The sequence below is a fragment of the Archangium gephyra genome (genome assembly GCF_042230915.1).
Lineage (GTDB): Bacteria > Myxococcota > Myxococcia > Myxococcales > Myxococcaceae > Archangium > Archangium gephyra_B.
This window is the reverse complement of record NZ_CP102578.1, coordinates 4,616,873-4,638,177: the sequence shown is the minus strand read 5'-3', so window position 1 is coordinate 4,638,177 and position 21,305 is coordinate 4,616,873. Positions and strand designations below refer to the sequence as shown.

General features: G+C 67.9%; 10 protein-coding genes. 7 read left to right on the top strand and 3 right to left on the bottom strand.

The genetic code is table 11. The annotated features are described in order from the left end of the window. The first annotated feature begins 51 nt into the window (after positions 1–51). The 5 genes from NR798_RS18620 to NR798_RS18600 all read left to right on the top strand — a co-directional run bounded on the left by NR798_RS18620 (position 52) and on the right by NR798_RS18600 (position 13,440). Positions 52–5,073, top strand: coding sequence for a PA14 domain-containing protein (locus tag NR798_RS18620; RefSeq protein ID WP_375772824.1), 5,022 nt, complete (start codon positions 52–54; stop codon positions 5,071–5,073). A 77-nt stretch (positions 5,074–5,150) separates the two neighbouring features. Further along, a complete protein-coding gene (locus NR798_RS18615) occupies positions 5,151–10,802 on the top strand; it encodes an RHS repeat domain-containing protein (protein ID WP_375772823.1) in 5,652 nt (1,883 codons plus the stop codon). An 87-nt stretch (positions 10,803–10,889) separates the two neighbouring features. Next, entirely contained in the window at positions 10,890–11,324 is a 435-nt protein-coding gene (locus NR798_RS18610; RefSeq protein WP_375772822.1) for a hypothetical protein, read from the top strand. A gap of 82 nt (positions 11,325–11,406) precedes the next feature. Further along, a complete protein-coding gene (locus NR798_RS18605) occupies positions 11,407–11,607 on the top strand; it encodes a hypothetical protein (RefSeq protein ID WP_375772821.1) in 201 nt (66 codons plus the stop codon). 228 nt (positions 11,608–11,835) lie between these two features. Then, entirely contained in the window at positions 11,836–13,440 is a 1,605-nt protein-coding gene (locus NR798_RS18600; RefSeq protein WP_375772820.1) for an ABC-F family ATP-binding cassette domain-containing protein, read from the top strand. 103 nt (positions 13,441–13,543) lie between these two features. Here NR798_RS18600 and NR798_RS18595 read toward each other — a convergent pair whose 3' ends face one another. Continuing rightward, entirely contained in the window at positions 13,544–14,581 is a 1,038-nt protein-coding gene (locus NR798_RS18595) for a YihY/virulence factor BrkB family protein (RefSeq protein ID WP_375772819.1), read from the bottom strand. Positions 14,582–14,807: 226 nt separating this feature from the next. On the opposite strand from NR798_RS18595, the gene NR798_RS18590 reads away from it, so the two are divergent. Together NR798_RS18590 and NR798_RS18585 are read left to right on the top strand one after the other, a co-directional pair. Then, complete coding sequence (locus NR798_RS18590) at positions 14,808–17,414, top strand: glycosyltransferase (protein ID WP_375772818.1); 2,607 nt, start codon at positions 14,808–14,810, stop codon at positions 17,412–17,414. Positions 17,415–17,527: 113 nt separating this feature from the next. Beyond that, positions 17,528–19,858, top strand: coding sequence for a glycosyltransferase (locus NR798_RS18585; RefSeq protein WP_375772817.1), 2,331 nt, complete (start codon positions 17,528–17,530; stop codon positions 19,856–19,858). Here the strand turns inward: NR798_RS18585 and rfbC are convergent. Both rfbC and rfbA read right to left on the bottom strand, forming a co-directional pair. Beyond that, positions 19,846–20,397, bottom strand: a complete 552-nt coding sequence (rfbC, locus tag NR798_RS18580) for a dTDP-4-dehydrorhamnose 3,5-epimerase (RefSeq protein ID WP_375772816.1) — start codon at positions 20,395–20,397, stop codon at positions 19,846–19,848. The genes NR798_RS18585 and rfbC overlap by 13 nt on opposite strands. After that, positions 20,394–21,275 carry a glucose-1-phosphate thymidylyltransferase RfbA gene (gene rfbA, locus NR798_RS18575; RefSeq protein WP_375772815.1) on the bottom strand — a complete coding sequence of 294 codons (882 nt, stop codon included), beginning with the start codon at positions 21,273–21,275 and terminating at the stop codon, positions 20,394–20,396. The genes rfbC and rfbA overlap by 4 nt, the downstream gene beginning before the upstream one ends. Between the last annotated feature and the right edge of the window lie 30 nt (positions 21,276–21,305).

Below are 21,305 nucleotides of genomic sequence, written 5' to 3'. Positions count from 1 at the left end.
GGCACACCCCTTGCTACCACGCCGGCAATCCATCCCATCACGGCAGGACCCATGAACACCCCACTGCGGAAGAGTGGTCTTCTTTTCTGTCTCATCCTCCTCTCGGCTTGCGGCAGCACGGATTTGTCCGATGCGCCGCCATCACCGGAGCTGGCCCAAGCCGGGGAGCCGCTCACGGGCACGGCCAGCACCTGCGGCCCCAGTCAGATCAGCTGGGACGCCAACCTCGCGGGCACTCCCTCCTGGGAGAACGGCCGGTGCGCCGGTCCCTGGCAGTACAGCGAGTACACGCTGCCCTGCTACATCAATAAGAGGTCGCCTGCCTGCGGCATCGAGAAAACCAATTACACCACCTGCTCGCGCAACCTGTCCTGCCGGCATCCCGACTTCGGCCTGGACTACCGCACGGCGCAGGGTTTCTCCACGCGGATCAAACCCTCCTACAAACAGGTGCGGACGCACTGTGACGAGGACGGCGTCTGCTATTACGAGACGTACAAGGACTACGACACGCCCTGCCGGAACAAGGCGATCACCGCGAGGAGCGCCATCGACGACCGGTACGAGGCCGGCGTGACTTTCAACTACTCGGTCACCGATATTGATGAAAGCAGTAGTTACGCGACCTGCAAATACACGCTCTACAACTACCCCATCTACATCTACGCCGCGGGCCCCCAGTGCGGCACGGAGAGCTATACGTGCATCAACCAAGCGAACCCCTACGAATACTACGCCTGCCGTCACCCCGACCACGGTGACGACACGCCGGGCGCGTGCGGCTACGTCACGGGCCGGAAGTACTCGCCTCCCGGCATGACGCTCACCGAGCTCAAGCAGGTGTCCGCCGCGGTGGTCACCCAGCAGACCTCGGCGTATGACCCCTCGGGCATCCACAAGGCTTTCTGCACCACCGGCGACGAGCTGCCGCTGAAGACAGCCACCGACTCGCAGGACAAGTACGCGCGCCTCATGGGGCAGCTCACCGCCCTCAACTCCGCGGTGCCCCCGGGCGTGGACGACAATCAATTGCGCCGCGAGCTCGTCACCCACCTGTGGCTGCTCTTCGAGACCCGCGGAACCCACCTCTCCCAGACGCAGCGGGATGAGCTCATCAAGCTCTACACCCAGTACCCCGAGTTCAACGGGGTCACCCGCCTGGACCCGCAGGTGAACTTCGACTGGGCCGGGGGCGCTCCCCTGCCCTCCATGGGCGCTGACTTCTTCTCCGTGCGCTGGACGGGCAGGGTGACGCCCCGCTACAGCGAAACCTACACCTTCCACACCATCACCGATGATGGCGTCCGGCTCCAGGTCAACGGCCAGCTCCTCATTGACAAGTGGGTGGACCAGAGTCCCACGGAGCACACCGGTACCATCGCCCTGGTGGCGGGCACGCCATACGATCTGACGCTCGAGTATTACGAGCGTGGCGGCGGCGCGACGGTGCAGCTCCTCTGGTCCAGCCCCAGCCAGCCGCGGGAAGTCATCCCGTCCACCCAGCTGAGCACCCGGGACACGCTCCAACCGGGCCTCTTCGCCCAGTACTTCGACAACATGGACTTCACGTCCGTGGCGGACTGCGACAACCGCTGGACGCCCCCGGTGGAGGACGGCGCCTGCACTGGCTCCCGCGAGCTCAACACCACGCTCGCCATGTGCCACCGTATGACACTCGACCACGTGTCCCCGCACGTCGCCGAGCTGATGCTCGACAAGTGCATCGACGCCGCCTCCAGCATCTCCAAGCTCTCCTGCCACCAGGATCGCTACCGTCAGAGCTGGTCCGCCCTGATGACGACCTTGCTGAGCAAACAGCTCTCCGCCATCCATGCCCAGAGCGGCAGTGCGCGCACCACCGCCCTCCAGAAGAAGCTCGCCCTCATCGACCGCTGGTACCGTGCCGCCCGGACCCACGTCTATCTGGATGATGGCAAGGCTCCACAGCTCGGCCGTGAGCTCAGCGAGGCGCTCGGTGAGTTCTGGCGGGGTGCCTACAACAGCAGCCCGGCCATCATTGGCATCAAGCCCAGTGACACCAAGGAGCCGCCCGCGACGACGCTGGTGACCGCGAGCAACCTGCCCTTCATCTCCAACACCTACCTGGAAGTGGACCGCGCCGTGGTGGAGGCCGCCTTCACGGCCATGAGCAAGACCACCCCCACGGGCACTGTCACCGCCTTCCCGGTGGACTCCGTGCCGCTGCTCCTGGTGCTCGAGGACGCCTTCCGTGGCCTGGCCCAGCGGCTCGACTCGGTGAGTGCCTCCCATGATCTCGGCTGCCGTTTCCGGGGCTGCCGGGCCAACAACATCTCCACGGAGGTCAGCCTGACGTGGCTGCTCCTGGGTTCCTTGAATGACATCTCGGCGCTGAATACCGCCAACCTGGCCTCGGCCAAGGTCCGGGATGAGTACGAGACCCTGTTCAAGAAGATCGCCAGCGGCCACTCCGCCCTCACCAGCGCGGTGGTGGACGCGGTGGGGGGCACCTACACGAAGGACACCCTCGCCTCCACGCTCCTGGACAAGCTGCCCCCAGCGGCCGTCGGGCTGGCCAGGCTGCTGCGTCATGCCCAGATCCGCACGGACAACTACCACCGCACCGGCTTCTTCGATGCGGATGCCCGCAACGTCCTGCACACCGGCATGAACATCGAGAAGGAGGCGGAGATCGACTCCATGGTGGACGCGCGGCTGTCCGCGCTGCAGATCGCCATCAACACCTATGCCACCAACCGGGACACGCTCATCAACAATACCGTGCAGGAGATGCGGGCCGAGCGCACGCAGGAGAGCATCAACAACCAGTTGCTGCTGAAGCTGGAGCAGTTGAGCCAGCTCGGCAAGGATCTGGCCGGCCTGCGCCACAACGCCGCGGTGGACAGGGCACGCCACGCGGACCTGGTGCGCTCCTTCAACAAGGCCGCCAGCTCTCCTCAACTGCTGGACTTCCAGGTGTCGGTGCGCTCGCCGGAGACGCTCTCCGTCTCGGCCGCCCATGCCCGGTACATCGGGATGATGCCGTCGCCCGCGGATGCGCTGGCCAACCTGACGACGGAGTGGAGCCGAAGCGCGAACCAGGGAGACATCCTCCACATCGAGGTGGCGGGGAACTGGGCCCCCACCTGCGCCATGCGCTCGCCCGTCCTGGGCGCGCCGTGGGGAGAGGGCGGGAGCATGCTGCCCGTGGATGCCACGGGCGTGACCACCGGCCCCGAGGGCTTCCTCGTGCAGTTCGTGGACAGCGCCTACAAGGCGCGCTCGAACACCTCGGTCAGCGAGAATGGAACCTACGGCTCCATGAGTGTCACCGGGTCCTTCTGCGCCGGCGTCGGCGTGGAGGCAGGAGTGCCGGCCGCTACCGGCTTCAGCGGCAGGGTGTACGCCCAGGCAGAGACGTGCGTGAAGTCGGATGTGGGGGCCCGGGTTTCCACGACCCGGAGCGAAAGCAGCAGCTCGGGCGGTGAGGAGCGCAGCACCGCCGCGTTCTCCTCCGGCCTGCGCCTGCCCAACACCCCGTTCCCGCTCCTTCCCGCTGGCAGCCTGCTGCTGCTGGAGGTGGAGCCGGGCGGCACCCAGCGGGGCCACATCCAGGAGATCCACGTCCTCCAGCGCCCCTACAACACCGTGCAGCTCAAGGCCAACCGGGTCCTCTACCTGGTGGTCAATGACCGGGCGGGTTGCACCTCGCTCAACACCAGCCCGCTCACCCTCACCGTGCGCCACACCGAGCCGCTGCTCGGCACCGGCGGCAAACCCAACAAGGCTGGCTCGCTGCTCACCGCCCTGACCCATGCCCGGGCCGTCATCGAGACCGAGGGTGCGCACTACCTCCAGGCGGGCCGCGTCACCGCTCAGGAGTTGGCCGCGCTGCGCGGCAAGGCCTTGCTGAAGCTCCAGGAGTCCGTCTCCTTCACTCCGGATGAGCTGCCCTCTCACTTGAGCGGCCTCTTCTCCAACTGGGTGGACCACGACCTGGCCGCCCTGGCCCGCAAGGCGGAGCTCCTGGCCACCGAACGGCAGATGCTCCTGCTTCAGATGGAACTCAAGGCCATGCGGGACGACCTGGACCGGCAGTCCGGAGAGTCCCGCCTGCTGCGGCTGCTGCCGCTGTGGTCGCTGCGCAACCTGGAGGGCACCCATCTGGAGGTGAAGACGGCAGACCTCGCCCAGGTGGTCGTCGACTATCTCTACCCCATCCTCCATCTGCGCTACCCCCAGGTCTTCACCGCCTTGCAGGCCGACGTCACGGCGAGGAACGCGCTGCTGGCGCTCACGGACGGCAACGCCGGCACTACCGCCTGGGACGACTCGCACCTGGCCGTCGCCGAGCACATGAAGGTGCTGGTGGAGCGCCTCAAGGTGCTCCTGGCCAAGGAGCGGCTGGCCTCCGCCGGCGTGCCCCCGGGCGCCTCCTACGACATCGTGGCCATCAGCTTCCCCCGGCCCGGCTTCCCCCATGTGGAGGGCTTCCCGGAGTGGCGCGTGGCCGACGAGACGCGCTCGCGCCTGGTCTGGGAGGGCCTGGACGACCCCAGCCGCAGCACCTTCTCCGTCACCGTCACTCCCGAGGATCTCTATGACGCCGACGGCGGTCTAGCGATGCTCTGCAACCAGGGCGCGATGGTCATCCGCTCCATGGCCGTGTTCTTCTCCCGGCCCGGCGAGTTCGCGTCCAACGACACCCTGAACTCGCAGCTCTTCCGGCTGCCCGTCACGGTGGACCCGATGCTCTCCTTCGCCACCCGCGATGGCCTGGAGACGTACGAGCAGCTCAACCAGACTTGGCTCGGCTCCTACGTGTACCCGGTGTTCGGCACCCCCACGGAGGCCATCGACAAGTTCAAGCTGTACGCGCAGACGTACCGCAAGGGCAATGGACTGTCTCCATTCGCCCGGTTCGACTTCGGCGCCACCGCGCTGCGCAACTGGTCGGCCAATCCGCTGGCCCAGGCGGACCAGCTCATCCTCGTCTTCGAGGTACAGCTCGAGCCGCTCTCCACGGACATGACGTGGATCAGCACCTGCAACCCGAGCACGGCGTTCTCCTCCAGCGAGCACGCCCCCCAGTAAGCCAGCAGCGCCCTCTTCCCTTCCATTCCCTCTGTCATTCCTTTCGCGGAGCGTGCTTCGCGAGGAGGTCGAGAACCATGAAACACCCTCTCCGTCAGTGGTGGCCCCTGCTGTGTGCCGCCTTGCTGCAACCACTCTCCAGTCAAGCCCAGACCGCCACGTCCCTGGATGCCCGGGTGCAGGCGCCGGAGCTCTCCGCACCCCAGCGGGGCTCCCTCGCGGGGCAACTCGCGAGCACCGCCTTCGGGCCCGCGGACGTCAGCCGCGGCGGCTTCCAGCTGCCCATCCCCTTCCAACTGCCCACCGAGCGCGGACCGCTGCTGGCCCAGGTGTTCCCCACCTACGCCCCGGACAGCGGCCTGTCCGAGTGGGGCGTGGGCTGGAACGTGGAGCTCGCCTTCACCCGCTGGCGAGCCAGCGGTACCCTGGACTACGCCACCGATGAGCTGAGCGGGCCCTGGGGCCGCTTCGTCCAGGGTACCGACGGCTCCTGGTACCCGGTGGGGCTCTCCAGCATGGTGCGGCTGCAGGTGGGCACCGACACCCTGGTGGCCTATGCCGCGGATGGCACCCGCTTCACCTTCGGCGGCACCGCGCGGGTCGTCACCGCCAAAGGCACCTATTCCTGGTACCTCACCGAGGTGCAGTCGGTGCTGGGGCGCAAGACGCGCCTCGAGTACGAGGCCAACACCTCCGGCCGCCTCTTCCTCAAGACCGTCCGCTATGGCGGCCAGGGGGAGGACTTCCAATACCGCGTGGACTTCTCCCACGAGCCCACGCCCTACGCCTTCCGGGATATGCGCTCCGGCCAGGAGCTGGTGCTCGACAGGCGCGTCAAGGAGGTGGTGCTCACGGCCCGCCATACCCAGACGGGCCTCTTCGAGGAGCGCTGGCGCTACACGCTGGGCTTCCAGGAGGAGGGGCTGGGGCCCGCCTTCTACCTGTCCCAGGTGCAGCAGACGTTCCGCTCCGGGGAGCAGCCGCCTCCCACCCGCTACACCTACCACCTCGCCAGCGAGCACCTGGCCACCACCTCGCTCCAACCGCTGCCGAAGGTGGATCCGCTGATCGCCACCTACCTGGCTGACGTCATCCAGCCCCACCGCAGCAGCCCGTTGGACTCGGACCTCGACGGGCGGTTGGACCTGGAGCGGCACTACGACAACACCCTGCTGCGCCAGGTGGAGGACGGCTTCATCGCCGAGCCCCTGCCTCCCGCGGGCACGGATGTCTCCACCTTCTGCCGCCGCGCGCCCTCCTCCCTCAACGAGCCACGCACCCTGGCGCAGCTGCGCGCCAGCGAGGACACCCACCAGGTGGTGAGCCTCCGCCCCAACTCCTACCGCACGGCGACGGCCCTCACCGTCTGCGACAGGCCCGGCCGTGCGCTCGCCACCCAATCCCTCTCCGGTGACTGGGGCCTCTCCAGCAACGTGCGCCTGGTGGACCTCGACCGCGACCGCCAGCCCGACCTGGTGCGCATCAGCTCCGGCCGCTACGCCGTGCTGCCCAACACCAGCACCGCATCCACCTTCTCCTTCGGCCCCCAGCGCCAGGGCACCCTCAAGCCCGCCTTCACCCCGGACACCTCCTGGGTGCACGACTTCAACGGCGATGGCCTGCCCGACCTCATCTCCCGCACCAGCACCAGCCTGGTGGTGTGGTGGGGCCTCGGTGACTTCACCTTCACCGAGACGGGGCAGAGCCTCCAGCTGCGCAGCGCCTCCGGCACCCTCGTCACCACCCTGAGCGACTACCAGCTCAACTTCCTGGACGCCAACAAGGACGGCCTCACCGATCTGCTCCTCACCCGCACCTCGGGCAGCACCGCCTCGCTCTTCATCAACCACGGCACCAGCTTCAAGGGCGTGAACGTGCCGGGGCTCACCGGGGTGAACTCCTACTCCAGCCGCCCGGTGGTGGGAGATCTGGCCGGCAGTGGCGATACCGAGCTGGTGTACACCCGCTCGGGCAAGACCGAGCACCTGACCCTGGACACACCGGGCACCGCGCTGATGCGCAGCGCCGACGATGGCAAGGGCACCGTGCTGCGCTTCGAGTACGCGCGCGGGCCCACCCTCCCCGGCACGCGCCAGCGCCCCTCGGTGCTGGCCGCCCTGGAAGTCCGGTCCTCCGGCTACGACACCGTGCGCTACACCTACGACTACGACCAGCCCACCCTGCACAGCGTGGGGAAGTTCCTGGTGGGTTACGGCAGCGTGAAGCGTGATGGCCCCGGCGTGGTGCACGCGGTCAACTTCCTCAACGCCGACAGCTACTCGGGGCTGCTGTCCTCGTCGACGCAGCACGACACGCTCAGCCCCGGCCTCCACACCTACGAATACCGCCAATACGAAGACGCGCTGTACCAGGGCGTGCCCTGGAAGCGCCTCAAGGAAGAGGGCAGCGGCTGGGCGCAGGAGGATGGGCAGGCCTTGGGAGAGCGGGTGGAGTACCTCGCCTATGAGGCCGAGGTGTGCCCCAGCAAGACGGTGCGCCACACCCCCTCCGGTACCCTCACCACCGAGAAGTGGCGGGCCCACCCCGTGGCCCTGGCGGGCCATCCGCACTGCCTGGAGTCCGGCACCCGCCTGACGGGCAACCACCCGAACACCTCGCTCGATTTCAGCAACGAGGTGCACCTGGTGCGCAACAACGTGGGCCTCGTGGAGCGGGTGGAGGATGTCTCGGCGGCAGGTGATGTCCTGCTCCTGCAGGAGGTGGTCTACCGGCCCGATTTCCTCATCGACAGGGTGACCGTCCCGGGCAAGGGCACGACGCGCTTCGTGTGGGAGCCCGGCACCCAGCAACTTCTGCAGCTCATCTCTCCAGACGGGGTCGTCGTGGAGCCCTCCGCGAGGCACCCCCTCACCAGCGCGCCGCAGGCCCTCACCACCTGGCGCGGCTCGCGGGCCTTCACGCAGTCCTTCGCCTTCGACGGCCAGGAGCGCCTGCAAAAGCAGTGGGACAGTCTGGGCCGTACGAGTGAAGCCACCCCTGGCCTCTCACTGGCCTACCGCTACGCCACGGCCACGCAGCCAGGCAGCATCTCCCTGACCACGCTGGTGGATGCGGACGCGGGAGCAAACTCCACGGCCGTGGAGTGGCAGACGGCCTCGGGTGAGTCCGTGGCGAAGGCTTCCCGCATCCCAGAGGGCTGGAAGGTGGACGGGTTGACCACCCGGAGCCGCGCCTTGCTGGAGACGAAGGCCCACGTGCGTTCCGCGCTGGGCACGGGCGTGGACGTCACGGCACTCGACTACGCGAGCCTCCTGTCTGGCACGGATGTCGTGGGAACGCTGACCTCCTCGGGACTGGGCTTCGAGGCAAGCTCCCTGGCCCGTCTGCACACGGACGTCTCGCGTCAGGTGCTCACCCAGTTGTCCGTGGAAGCCGGGTTGCTGAAGCAGCAATCCATCGAGAATGGCACCCACTCGACGCGGCGTTTCCTCGACGCTCAGCAGCGGTTGGTGGCCTACGAGGACGAGGCCAACACCCGCTACACCTACAACTACGACGCCCTCGGCCGGCTGCGCGAGGTGCTCCTGCCAGGAGGCACGGGACACCGCGTCCACTTCGATGGCCATGGACGTGTGTCGCATGTGGTGCGGGATGGCATTGCCCAGGTGGCCTACACCTATCAGAGCGGCACGGGGCTGCTCTCGGCGAAGACCTTCCTGTCGGCCGCGGAACTGCCGGTGCGCAAGGAGGACTACGTCTACGACGCCTCCGGCCGCCAGGTGCTCGTGCGTCACACCGACATGCTCTCCGGGGCCACGCAGGACTACCGCTTCTACTACGACGGTGCGACGCCCACCTCCCCTGCGCGAGCCGAGGCGACGGGCCTGCTCTCGGCGGTGGACGGCGAGGGCTACACCAAGCTGTTCGAGTACAGGGCCGACGGCAAACCCGAGCGCAAGACGTTGCATCTGAAGGGCTGGCGCACGGTGGAGACGTCACTGGCCTACCGCGAAGACGGCAGTGTGCGGCAACTGCGGATGTGCCACTCCCAGGCGGACGGTGTTCCCCTGGGTTGCACGACGCTGGCCAACACGCCCGATGCGTTCGGCCGCCCCAGCCTGCTCCGCCTCAACAGCCAGGTACTCGCCGAGTTGCAATACAACGCCGAGGGCCAGTTGGCCGCTGCCGCCATGGCGGGAGGCAACTGGGTGGCGTTTGCCTATGACGCGCTGACCCGCGCCCCCTCCGGCTTCAGCCAGGCGGGACCCGGTCTCTGGTCCTCCATCGGCTGGCGCTTCAACGCCCGGGGCCTTACGGGGACCGAGAACCTCGAGGTGGGAGGGCTGTCGCTCTCACGCGCCCATTCCTACTCGCCGCAGGGATTCCTCGCCTCCAGCACCGACGCTCGAGCGGCCTATGCGTACACGTACGGTGCGTCCGGCCTGCCTGCACGCATCGAAGAGAACGGCATCAGCCGCACCCTCGTCCAGAATGGCAATGTCCTGACGGCGGGCGGCACCACCTACACCTTCGATGCCCTGGGACGCACCGCCACCAGGGGGGACCTGGTGTTCACGTATGGGCCCAACGGTCATCTGGCCCATGCGGCCCGCGGCACCCAGGCCTGGGACTTCCTCTACGACGAGGCCGGCGAGCGCCTCCTGAAGCGGAAGGATGGCGCGCCACTGGCGGCCTATCTCGAGTCGGGTGGCTACCTCGACGAGACAGGCCTCACGCTTCCATTCAAGATCGGCACGCGGCTGGTGGGGGTCATCCAGCATGGCGCCTTCCGCCCACTCGCCGCTGACAGGCAAGGCACCATCCTGTCCGATTACGATGGCACTCCACGCCTCGCCTCCCCCTACGGCACGCGCACCGTGCCCCCGGAATCCAGTGCCGTTCTCGACTACGTCGAGAAGGGCTACGACGCGGACCTCGGCCTCACCCGCATGGGCGTGCGGGATTATGACGCGTTCCTCGGCCGCTTCAGCACGCCCGATCCGCTCTTCCTCGAGGCCCCTGACAAGTGCCTGCAGAGCCCCACCGAGTGCAACCTGTACGCGTATGCCCGGAGCAACCCACTGGGGTACGTGGACCCGGATGGCCGCAAGGCCAAGCAGGAGGCCGACACCTCCGCATCCACCTCGACGCCGCACGTCCCCATCGCATCGGCTGGAAGCCCTGACGCAGGCGTTGGCGCATCGCCGGCGGGTGGCATGGCTCCAACGGGCTATACGTTTGGTATTGGAATCGAGCCCCCCAAGCCCGAGGCGATTACCCCCAGGAACCAGCTCAATGTCCTGAAGGATACGGGCCATACCTTCGCCTATTGGCGCGGACCTGATGGGAAGATCGCGGAGATACTGAGCTTCGGCCCCGGCGAACGGATCGATCCGTACTCTCCGGTCTCGGTGGGTGCCTTCCTCAATGACAAGTTGAAGGGCACGGCGACATGGCCCCTCGACAAACATGCCCAGATGTATGAATGGAACATCACCCAGGCCCAGTTCGATGCGGGGCGTGCCTTCTCCGCCATGATCAAAGCCAATATCGGCAATTACACGATAGACCGCAACTGCACGAGCATTGCCATCGAGGCGGCCAGCAAGTCTGGCGTCACCCTGCCGAAAGGCATGGGCGAAGTGGTCATCGAGCTCGGAATGCCATTGACTCGAGTGGCGCCCAATCCCCACGCGCTCAACGAGCAGCTCAAGGCCTCGGGGCACCCCAGCGTGACGGTCCACACGAGTAACCTGCCTCGTCCATAGGAGTGAGAACCCGTGAAACATCGAAACAAGCACATGAGGAGGCTGCTCGCGGGAGGAGCGCTGGCAGCCGTCGTCCTGGGAGGAACCATGGGATATACAGCCGATCATCAGCCGGCGTCGCCGGCCGCGGTGGATGCAGCGGAGGAGGCCCTGGCAGCCGTTGCCGCCAGGTACGGCACCGACCCGAACGAGCTCCTCCGGGGGGTGGTGGAAAAACGCCTGGCCATGCGCGTTCCCCTCAAGGGGGGAGTCAACCTGGTGGGAGAGGACATGTTCGTGGCCCCGGGCAACGAGCGGAACAAGCTCATCGTGGGCGAAAAGCGCGAGGACTGGGTAGGAGCGCCCCGGTCCCAGTCCCAGGTCGTCGTGCTCTCCAGCAAGGCGGTGCTGGGGAGCATCGCGATACCGGAGGGCCTCACCCCGCGGGACATGTCCGTCGTCTGGTTCCAGCCCGACAAGGTCTTCTTCCTCGACGGCGAGGCGTTCGAGCTGGGCCATTTCGCCCGGCCGAAGCCCGAATGACCCGCGGGGAGTGAGACCCCATAAATCCAAACGCCGGCCGGGGCCGTAACCCTCTTGAAACGCAGTCAGGAGGAATACGGACATGAGGACGATGAAGAAGACCCAGGCTCCCCGGCCCGGCGTGGATGCACTCTCTCGGCTCCCCGAGCTCACCGAGGCCGAGGCCCGGGTGGTGACCGGGGGAGAGGCCGCCATCTATTACGACGTCTCGACGGGGACCTACATCCTGCGCCCGGCGGGCAGCGTCTACGTCGGCCCCGGGCTCCTCGTGGGCCACACCTGAGCGGGGGCCACGGCCGGAGGGGTACCAGGCAGGCGGGTGGCTCGTCTTCAGCACCCTGAGCGCCCGGCGGGTGTCCGCGGTGACCCCGCCCGTGTTCAGCGGGGGCGGACGGGGGGCATAGAAAGCCCACCAAGTGGGGTTACAAGGAGCCTTCACCGCCGGTCTCGGCGATTTCAACGTGTCGCGCGCCTTTCGGCCGCCTACCCCTTCCGCTAGAAAGCGCCCCCCATGTTCACCATCATCAACGTCTCCAAGGCCTACGGGCCCAAGAAGCTCTTCGAGGAGGTCAACGTCGCCTTCTCGCCCGGCCGCCGCTACGGCCTCACCGGCCCCAACGGGGCGGGCAAGTCCACGTTCATGAAGATCCTCGCCGGAGACGAGGAAGCGGACATGGGGACCATCTCCCGGCCCAAGAAGCTGGGCATCCTCCGCCAGGACCACTTCCGCTACGAGGATGAGCGCGTCCTCGACGTCGTCCTCATGGGCAACAAGGCCCTCTGGGACGTGATGAAGGAGAAGGACGTCATCCTCGCGAAGTCCGACATCAGCGAGGAGGACGGCAACCGGCTGGGCGAGCTGGAGATGGTCATCGCCGAGGAGGACGGCTACAGCGCCGAGTCCGAGGCGGCCTCGCTGCTCGAGGGCCTCGGCATCCCCTCGTCCACGCACGAGGGGCCCATGAAGCAGCTCACCGGCGGCCTCAAGCTGCGCGTGCTGCTGGCCCAGGCGCTCTTCGGCAAGCCCCAGGGTCTGCTGCTCGACGAGCCCACCAACAACCTGGATATCGACTCCATCCGCTGGCTGGAGACGTTCCTCATGGCCTTCGAGGGCGTGCTCATCACCATCAGCCACGACCGGCACTTCCTCAACACCATCTGCACGCACATCGCGGACATCGATTACGAGACCATCATCCAGTACAACGGTGGCTACGATGACATGGTGAGGCAGAAGGCCCAGGTGCGCAGCCGGGTCGAGTCCGAGACCTCCGAGAAGAAGAAGAAGATCGCCCAGCTGCAGGACTTCGTGGCCCGCTTCCACGCCGGTACGCGCGCCTCCCAGGTGCAGAGCCGCATCAAGCAGATCGACAAGCTGAAGTCGGACGATCTCAAGCGCTCGAACATCGCGCGGCCCTTCATCCGCTTCGACGTGAAGCAGGCCAGCGGCAAGCAGACGCTGCAGTTCGAGGGCATCCAGAAGACCTACGACGGCCAGAAGGTCATCCGCCCCTTCAGCGGCCTGGTGTGCAAGGGCGAGAAGATCTGCGTCATCGGCCGCAACGGCGTGGGTAAGTCCACCCTGGTGAAGATGCTCGCCGGACAGGTGGAGTCGGACGGCGGCGGGAAGATCGTCTGGGGCCACCAGGCCTCCATGGGCTACCTGCCGCAGGACCACCACGGCACCATCCGCAAGGGCACCACGGCCTTCGAGTGGCTGCGTGACATCAACACCAAGCTCACCAACGAGGAGATCTCCGGGGTGCTCGGCCGCATGCTCTTCGCGGGCGACGAGCGGATGAAGCCCACGGACACCCTGTCCGGTGGTGAGACGGTGCGCCTGCTGCTCTGCAAGCTGATGCTCAACCAGGACAACGTGCTGGTGTTCGACGAGCCCACCAACCACTTGGACCTGGAGTCCATCAGCGCGCTGGCCGACGGCCTGCAGAAGTACGAGGGCACCGCCATCATCGTGACGCACGACCAGGAGCTCATCTCCGAGGTGGCCACCCGCATCTGGAGCCTGGAGGAGGGCAAGCCGGTCAACGACTTCAACGGCACCTTCGCCGAGTTCCTCGAGAAGCACCCCGTCCACAACGCCGCCCAGCGTCGCTAGGCACTCCCTCTCCCTCTGGGAGAGGGCGGGGGTGAGGGTCGTCCCAGCGTGTAGACCCTCACCCTGACCCTCTCCCAAAGGGAGAGGGGACATCCACGGGTCCTTACCGGTTGCCGCGGCGCAAGAGGAACAGGCCCAGCCCGAAGCCCGTGGCCCAGGTGGTCGCCGCCCCCAGCGGTGTCATCCGGGCCGGCGCAGGCCGCGGTGGAGGCGAGGGACGCAGGCGCTCCTCGAGCTCCTTCTGCTCCTGCTCCCGCTTCTGCCCCTTGGTCATGCTCGGGCCGCCCTGGCCCGGCCGCTTCTGGCCCGGCGACTTTCCCTCGGGCGACTTGTGCTCGAGGATGGCGTTGACCTCCGCGCCAATCAGGATGACCTGCGCAGAGATCCACATCCACAGCAGCATCACGATGACGCCGCCGAGCGCGCCGTAGTTCGCGTCGTAGCTGCCGAAGTTGCGCACGTACAGCGAGAAGCCCCAGGACGCGACCAGCCAGACGATGACACCCAGCACCGAGCCGGGCGTGATGAACTTGAACTTCTGCTTCACGTCCGGCAGCAGGAAGTAGGCGAGCGCCCAGACCAGCATCATCAGCACGCCGGCGAAGGGCAGGCGCAGCCACATGACGACAGTGCCGAGCGGCTCGCCGAGGAACTTCGCGACGGCCGGCGTGGCCACCATGGCCAGCGAGGCGAGGATGGAGAGCACCGCGCCGCCCAGCGTCACCAGGATGGCGGTGCCACGCACCTTCCAGAAGGGCCGGGACTCCTCCACGTCGTAGACGGTGTTGAGCGCGTCCATCATCGCCACCACCCCGCCCGAGGCGGCCCACACCGCGCCCAACGCACCGACCGTCAGCAGCCCTACGTTGTTGCCCTCCGCCAGGTCCTTCAGGCGCTGGCCCACGATCTCCGTCACCGCCTCCGGCGCCACCCGGCCCAGCTCCTGGATGAGCACCTGGGCCTGCGCCGGATCGATGACGAGGCTCGCGAGCGCTACGAGGAACAGCAGGAACGGGAACAGCGCCAGCACGCTGAAGAACGTCACCGCTCCGGCCACGTTGCCTATCTTGTCGTTCTTGTATTCGTTCTTCAGCTCGGTGAAGAACTCCTTCCAACTCATTCCCTTGCCCGGGAGCACCATCGCGCCTCCTCCTAGGTGACAGTCCAAGGATGCGCATTCCACCCCCCTCCCCCAGCCGCGCTCCGGGCCACCGAGGGGTGCATGCCCGCCTGCTCACGGAGCATCCGGGGCGGCGGCTCCTCGGCTCCAACTCCCTCATGGGGCCAGAGTACGGCTCGCTCCACGTCCTTCCGTCCCTCCCCGACAGAAGTCGTCATCCCTCGGGATGATGGTATAGAGCCCGCCCATGAATAAGCCTCCGCAGCCGCTGGCGAACAGTGCGCGCTCCGGCCTCACCCTCATCGAGACGGAGACCCCCGACACCTCTCCGCTCCCGCCGCCTGGCATCGAGTCGACCGCCGATTTCGCGGAACGGGTGGGCGCCCAGTTCGTCCTCGTCGAAGAACTGAAGGAGGAGGGCGCGAGCAGCCAGGAGATCGCCACCGCCGAGCGGATGCTTCTCGAGCTGATGCGCAACCTGCGTCGGCGTGCACCCAAGGGTCCCCCCTCCTTTCAGGAGGTCCCCCTCTCGCTCGACGCGCATGCGGACATCATCGGCAAGCTGCTGCACGGGGCCGGTGGGGGTGGAGCCTCTCGCCTCGCCAGGAAGACGCGTCAGCTGGCCCGCCCCTTTCTGATCGAGCTGCTCCGCCCGCAGCAGACCTTCAACGTGCAGCTGCTCGCCGTGATCCGCGACACGCACACCCAGGTCGCCGTCTCGCGCCATGGCCATGTTCCCGCGTGGATCCGCCAGACGCTGGAGCCGCTCGCCAATCCCTCCCAGGGCAGGGTCCAATCCCACCGGGCCGGCCTGCCCGCCATGGCCGTGCGGCTGGCCAAGAAGTCCAGTGTGGAGTCCTTGCGGCGGCTCATGCAGCCGACGTTCGAGCGGATGGGGAGCTGGAACCACGCGGCCATCGAGGTGCTCTGCGCGGCCAACAGCGGCGGTCCCCTGCCCACGCGCTCGCAGGCGGAGCAGATGATGGCGAACCTGGAGCGGCTCGCCGATCCCTGCCCGCCAGGGCTGAGACTGCCGGAGCCGTTGCGCGACCTGCTCGCCCTCCAGCGTGAGTTCACCCACCACGCCAACCAGGCACTCGCACGGCAGCTCGCCCTGTGCCCGGTGGTGAGCGATGAGGAGTACCGCCAGTGGTGCGCGGCCCGCGAGCCGCTCCACCTCCGCCTCACCACGCAGCAGGCCCGCCAGCTGCCCCAGCCCCCCAGCTTCTCGGTGGTGGTGGGCGCTGGCCCCGTGAACGCCGCGCACTGGCGTGAGTGCGTCGCCTCGGTGTGCGCGCAGACCCATGAGCTGTGGGAGCTGGTCGTCGCCGGTCCGGAGCCAAGGCTGGCCGAGCTGCGGGGGTACCTCTCCGCCGAGCAGGCCCAGGACTCGCGGATCCGCTTCGTCCCCAGCCCCACCGGCTCGGGGACGGCCAGCGCCCTCAACGCCGCCCTCTCCGCCGCGCGCGGCGAGGCCGTGGCCTTCCTGGAGGCCTCGGACCGGCTCGCGCCCCATGCCCTCGCCGAGGTGGCGCTCGCCCTCCACGCCCGCCCCACGGCCCGCCTCTTCTACACGGACGAGGACCGCCTGGACGGCGCGGGCCAGCGGCGCCGGCCCTTCTTCAAGCCGGACTGGAGCCGGGACATGCAGCGCGAGTGCAACTACGCCTCGCGGCTCCTGGTCGCTCGCCGTGGGCTCTGCGAGGAGCTCGGGGGGATGCGGGACGGCTTCGAGGGCGCGGAGCTGATGGATCTGCTCCTGCGCGCCTCCGAGAAGCAGGTCCCCATCTCCCACGTCTCCTCCGTTCTCTACCACCGGCGGGAGCTGCCCCAGGCCTTCCAGGTGGTGGGCGCCTCGGCCCACACCGCGCTCTCGCAGCATCTGTCGCGCTGCGGCGAGGACGCCGAGGCCTGGACGACGCACGGCGGCCTGCTGCGGGTGCGCCACCGGGTGAAGGGCACCCCGCGCGTCTCCATCATCGTCCCCTTCAAGGACAAGCCGGAGCTGCTCTCCCAGCTCTGGCGCAGCTTCCGCGCCAAGACGCAGTGGGACAACTGGCAGCTCATCCTCGTCTCCAACAACTCGGTGAATCCGCGGACGTTCGAGCTGCTGGACGAGCTGGAGGATCCCCGCATCCTCAAGCTCACCTGGAACCACCCCTTCAACTACTCCGCCGTCAACAACTTCGCCGCCCGCCATGCCGACGGCGAGCTGCTCCTCTTCCTCAACAACGACATCGAGGTGATCGACGAGGGGTGGATGGAGGAGCTCATCGCCCAGGCGCAGCGCCCGGAGGTGGGGCTGGTGGGGCCGCTGCTGCTCTTCCCCAACGGGCTGGTACAGCACGCCGGCGTGGTGCTCGGCCCGGGCGGCTTCGCCACGCACCCCTTCTGGCGCTACCGCCCCGACGAGCAGTGGACGCCCTTCGGGCGCATGGATCACACCCGGGACTACCTGGCCGTCACCAGCGCGTGCGTGATGGTGCGCCGCGAGGTCTTCGAGGCGGTGGGGGGCTACGACGAGCGCTTCCGCGTCTCCGGCAGCGACGTGGAGCTGGCGCTGCGCATCGTCAAGCGCGGGCTGCGCTGCGTGTACACGCCCCACACCCGGCTGGTGCACCACGAGTCGGCCACGCGCCGGCTCGACGCCATTCCGGATCGCGACGCCTGGTTGTCCTACGCCGCCTTCCGTCCCTGGACGCGCGCCGGAGCGGATCCCTTCTACAACCCCCACCTCACCCTGAACGCCATGAACTGTGGCCTGCGCACCGACGAGCGCTCCCCAGAGGCCCTCGCGGTCCAGATGCTCGCCTGGGAGCTGCCCGCGACGCTGGGCATGCTCGGTCCCAGCTAGGGCTCGCGGGGCTGGAAGTGAAGGGGCCCGCTCCTTGAGGGGCCAAGGATCCACATGGTATGCCGCCGGCTCGCCCGCGCGCCGGCGGGCAGGACACCGAGAGCAGCGAGTCCATGAAGCAAGAAATCCCGTTGGTCACCGTCATCATCCCCGTGAAGAACGGGGGCAGCCTGCTGCGGGAGTGCCTCTCCGCGGTGTTCTCCCAGCAAACGGACTTCCCCTATGAGGTCCTGTGTGTGGACAGCGGCTCCAGGGATGACTCCGTGGACATCATCCGCTCGTTCCCCGCGAGGCTGCTGCAGATCGATCCCACGACCTTCGGTCATGGCCGCACCCGCAACCTGGCCATCCAGAACAGCCACAGTCCGTTTGTGGCGCTCATCACCCAGGACGCCGTCCCGGATGACACCGCGTGGTTGCGGGAGCTGATCGCGCCCATGCGGGAGAACGCGGAGGTGGCCGGCGTCTTCGGGCGCCACAAGCCACACCCCGGCTGCATCCCCTCCGAGGCGTTCATGCTGGAGCGGCACTTCGCCAACTTCGGTGCCGACACCACCCTCTTCCGCATCCGCCCCGGGCCCGAGGGCTGGGCCCACTACGAAGCCAACAAGCCCTACTACCGCTTCTTCTCCGACAACAACGCCGCCCTCCGCCGCTCGGTGTGGACCCGCATCCCCTACCGGGACGTGGAGTTCATGGAGGATCAGCTCTGGGGCGCGGACATCCTGGAGGCGGGCTACATCAAGGCCTACGCGCCCCGCTCGGTGGTGCGCCACAGCCACAACTACTCGCCCCTGACGCAGGCCCGCCGCGCCTTCGACGAGGCGCGCTTCCACCGCGAGTACTTCGATTCACCGCACCTGCCGGGCCTGCGCGCCCTGCTGCGCGAGAAGCTCCACCAGTCGAAGCTGGACGTGCGCCGGCTGATGAGCGACCCGAACGAGAGCTCCCGGCTCTCCAAGGCGGTGCTCACGCTCGGCCGCGACGTGGGCCAGGGACTGGGCTGGTTCCTGGGGGACCGGTACGAGTTGCTGCCGCAAGCCCTGGTGCGCCGCATCTCCCAGCACCATGAGCTCAAGGGGGATGCCGGGCAGCGGGGGGCCCACACCTCCCTGGTGGAGGACGTGAAGCAGACGTACGAGCGCACGCTGGCCGAGCGCAGCACGCTGGGCACGGCGGGCGCGCTCGCCCGCGGGGTCATGGCGAGCTACCAGCAATACAAGCAGCACGGCATCAGCCGGACGCTGCTCGACGTGCGGCGCGCCGTGCGTCCTCCCCCGGCGCCCGATCGCAACTGGTGGGATGCCGAGCAATACCGCTACATCGATCCGCCGCCCCGGACGATGTCCCTGGGCACGGCGGCGCGGCAGCAGATGGATCCGGCGCACCTGGTCATCAACTGGGTGGTTCCGCCCTTTGGCCGCGGCGGCGGCGGGCACATGACCATCTTCCGCACCATCCAGATGCTGGAGCGGATGGGACACACGTGCCGGGTCTACGTGGTGGACAGCGGCGGCATGGCGTCCGAGCCGATGCGGCTGCAGGCGCAGGTGCACGAGTGGTTCCTGCCCATCCGCGCGCCGGTGTTCCACCTGGAGGGGGAGATGGAGCCGGCGGACATCGTGATGGCCACGGCGTGGCAGACCGCCTACGCGGTGCGGGCCAGCACCTGCGCCCCGGTGAAGGCGTACTTCATCCAGGACTACGAGCCGGCCTTCTTCTCCATCGGCGCCGAGTGGCAGCTCGCGGAGGACACCTACCACTTCGGCTTCTACGGGCTGACGGCGGGCCCCTGGCTCGAGCAGCAGATGCGCGAGAAGTACGGCATGTTCGCCCGGAGCTTCCCGCTGGCGGTGGACCACGACGTCTACTACCCGGAGCCGGGCCTCAAGGGAGACAAGCGCCGCGTCTTCGCCTACATGCGGCCGCACACCACGCGCCGCGGCTTCCAGATCGTCGCGCTCGCCCTGAAGAAGGTGAAGGAGCGCTTCCCGGACGTGGAGATCCACATCGCCGGCTCGCAGCTGCCGCCCTCGGCCCTCCCCTTCGCCTTCGTGGGGCACGGCATCCTGGATTTCGCGGACCTCCGGCGGGTCTTCTCCAGCTGTGACGTGGGGGTGTGCCTCTCCTTCACCAACTACAGCCTGCTGCCGCAGGAGATGGCCGCGTGTGGCTGCCCGGTGGTGGACGTGGACGTGGAGAGCACGCGCGCGGCCTACCCGGAGGGGGCGGTGGTGCTGGCGCCGCCCAACGTGGGGAGCATCGCCGACGAGGTGTGCCGGCTGCTCGAGGACGAGCCGTACCGCCAGCGGCAGATCGCCGCCGGCTTCGACTACGTGCGCGAGCTGTCCTGGGACAAGGCCATCGTCCACACGGCCGAGGCGCTGAAGGCTTTCGCCCTTCACGCCACCGGCCGTGCGAAGAGCGGCGCTCAGTCCGCGTAGACGGGCAGCACCGGGGCGTCCTTGAGGCGCGGCGCGGCCGCGTCCTTGGGCGACAGCAGGGGCGACGTCACCGGCCAGGGGATGCCCAGGTCCGGATCATTCCAGGCGATGCCCCGCTCGGTGGTGGGCGAGTAGAAGTCCGTGCACTTGTAGTGGAAGTCCGCGCTCTCGGAGAGGACGCAGAAGCCGTGCGCGAAGCCCGCGGGCACCCAGAGCTGGCGCCGGTTGTCCGCGCTCAGCTCCACGCCCACGAACTTCCCGAAGGTGGGCGAGCCGCGGCGGATGTCCACCGCCACGTCGTAGACGGCGCCCGCCATCACCTGCACCAGCTTCCCCTGGGCGTTGGGCTCCTGGTAGTGCAGCCCGCGCAGGATCCCCTTCGCCGAGCGCGAGAAGTTGTCCTGCACGAAGGGCCCGTTGATGCCGAGCTCCGCGTAGCGCTTCGCATGGAACATCTCCATGAAGAAGCCGCGATCGTCGCCGAAGCGCTTGGGCTCGAGGATGAGGACGCCGGGCAGCTCCGTCTTGACGACGTTCACGTCCGGGCTCCCTTGTTCTCGATGAGATCCAGCAGGTAGCGCCCGTACTCGTTCTTGCGCATGGGGTGCGCCTGCTCCGCCACCTGGGCCGCGGTGATGTAGCCCATGCGGTAGGCGATCTCCTCGGGGCACGCCACCTTGAGGCCCTGGCGGTGCTCGATGATCTGGATGAAGTTGGAGGCCTCCATCAGCGACTCGTGAGTGCCGGTGTCCAGCCACGCGTAGCCGCGGCCCATCAGCTCCACCTGGAGCTGCTGCTGGCGCAGGTAGGCGATGTTGACATCGGTGATCTCCAGCTCGCCGCGCGGGGAGGGCTTGAGGTTCTTGGCGATGTCCAGCACCTGGTTGTCGTAGAAGTACAGGCCCGTCACCGCGTAGTGGGACTTGGGCTGGGCCGGCTTCTCCTCCAGGCTCAGCGCGCGGTTGCTCGCGTCCAGCTCCACCACGCCGTAGCGCTCGGGATCCTTCACGTAGTAGCCGAACACGGTGGCGCCCGACTCGCGCGCCGCCGCCCGCTGCACCAGCTCGCTCAGGCCGTGGCCGTAGAAGATGTTGTCGCCGAGGATGAGCGACACCTTGTCCTTGCCCACGAACTCGCGGCCGATGATGAAGGCCTGGGCGAGCCCGTCCGGGCTGGGCTGCACGGCGTACTGGAAGTTCACGCCCCACTGCTTGCCGCTGCCGAGCAGCTCCTCGAAGCGCGGCAGATCCGTGGGCGTGGAGATGATCAGGATGTCCCGGATGCCCGCCAGCATCAGCGTGGTGACCGGGTAGTAGATCATCGGCTTGTCATACACGGGCAGCAGCTGCTTGCTGACCACGCGCGTGAGCGGATACAGCCGGGTGCCGGAGCCACCGGCGAGAACGATTCCCTTCATGACTTTCCTCGCAAGGTCTGCCGGGTGGAG

Coding starts and splice junctions, on each gene's coding strand:
- NR798_RS18620 (WP_375772824.1), top strand. CDS start 52: ATGAACACCCCACTGCGGAAGAGTGGTCTTCTTTTCTGTCTCATCCTC.
- NR798_RS18615 (WP_375772823.1), top strand. CDS start 5,151: ATGAAACACCCTCTCCGTCAGTGGTGGCCCCTGCTGTGTGCCGCCTTG.
- NR798_RS18610 (WP_375772822.1), top strand. CDS start 10,890: ATGGGATATACAGCCGATCATCAGCCGGCGTCGCCGGCCGCGGTGGAT.
- NR798_RS18605 (WP_375772821.1), top strand. CDS start 11,407: ATGAGGACGATGAAGAAGACCCAGGCTCCCCGGCCCGGCGTGGATGCA.
- NR798_RS18600 (WP_375772820.1), top strand. CDS start 11,836: ATGTTCACCATCATCAACGTCTCCAAGGCCTACGGGCCCAAGAAGCTC.
- NR798_RS18595 (WP_375772819.1), bottom strand. CDS start 14,581: ATGGTGCTCCCGGGCAAGGGAATGAGTTGGAAGGAGTTCTTCACCGAG.
- NR798_RS18590 (WP_375772818.1), top strand. CDS start 14,808: ATGAATAAGCCTCCGCAGCCGCTGGCGAACAGTGCGCGCTCCGGCCTC.
- NR798_RS18585 (WP_375772817.1), top strand. CDS start 17,528: ATGAAGCAAGAAATCCCGTTGGTCACCGTCATCATCCCCGTGAAGAAC.
- rfbA (WP_375772815.1), bottom strand. CDS start 21,275: ATGAAGGGAATCGTTCTCGCCGGTGGCTCCGGCACCCGGCTGTATCCG.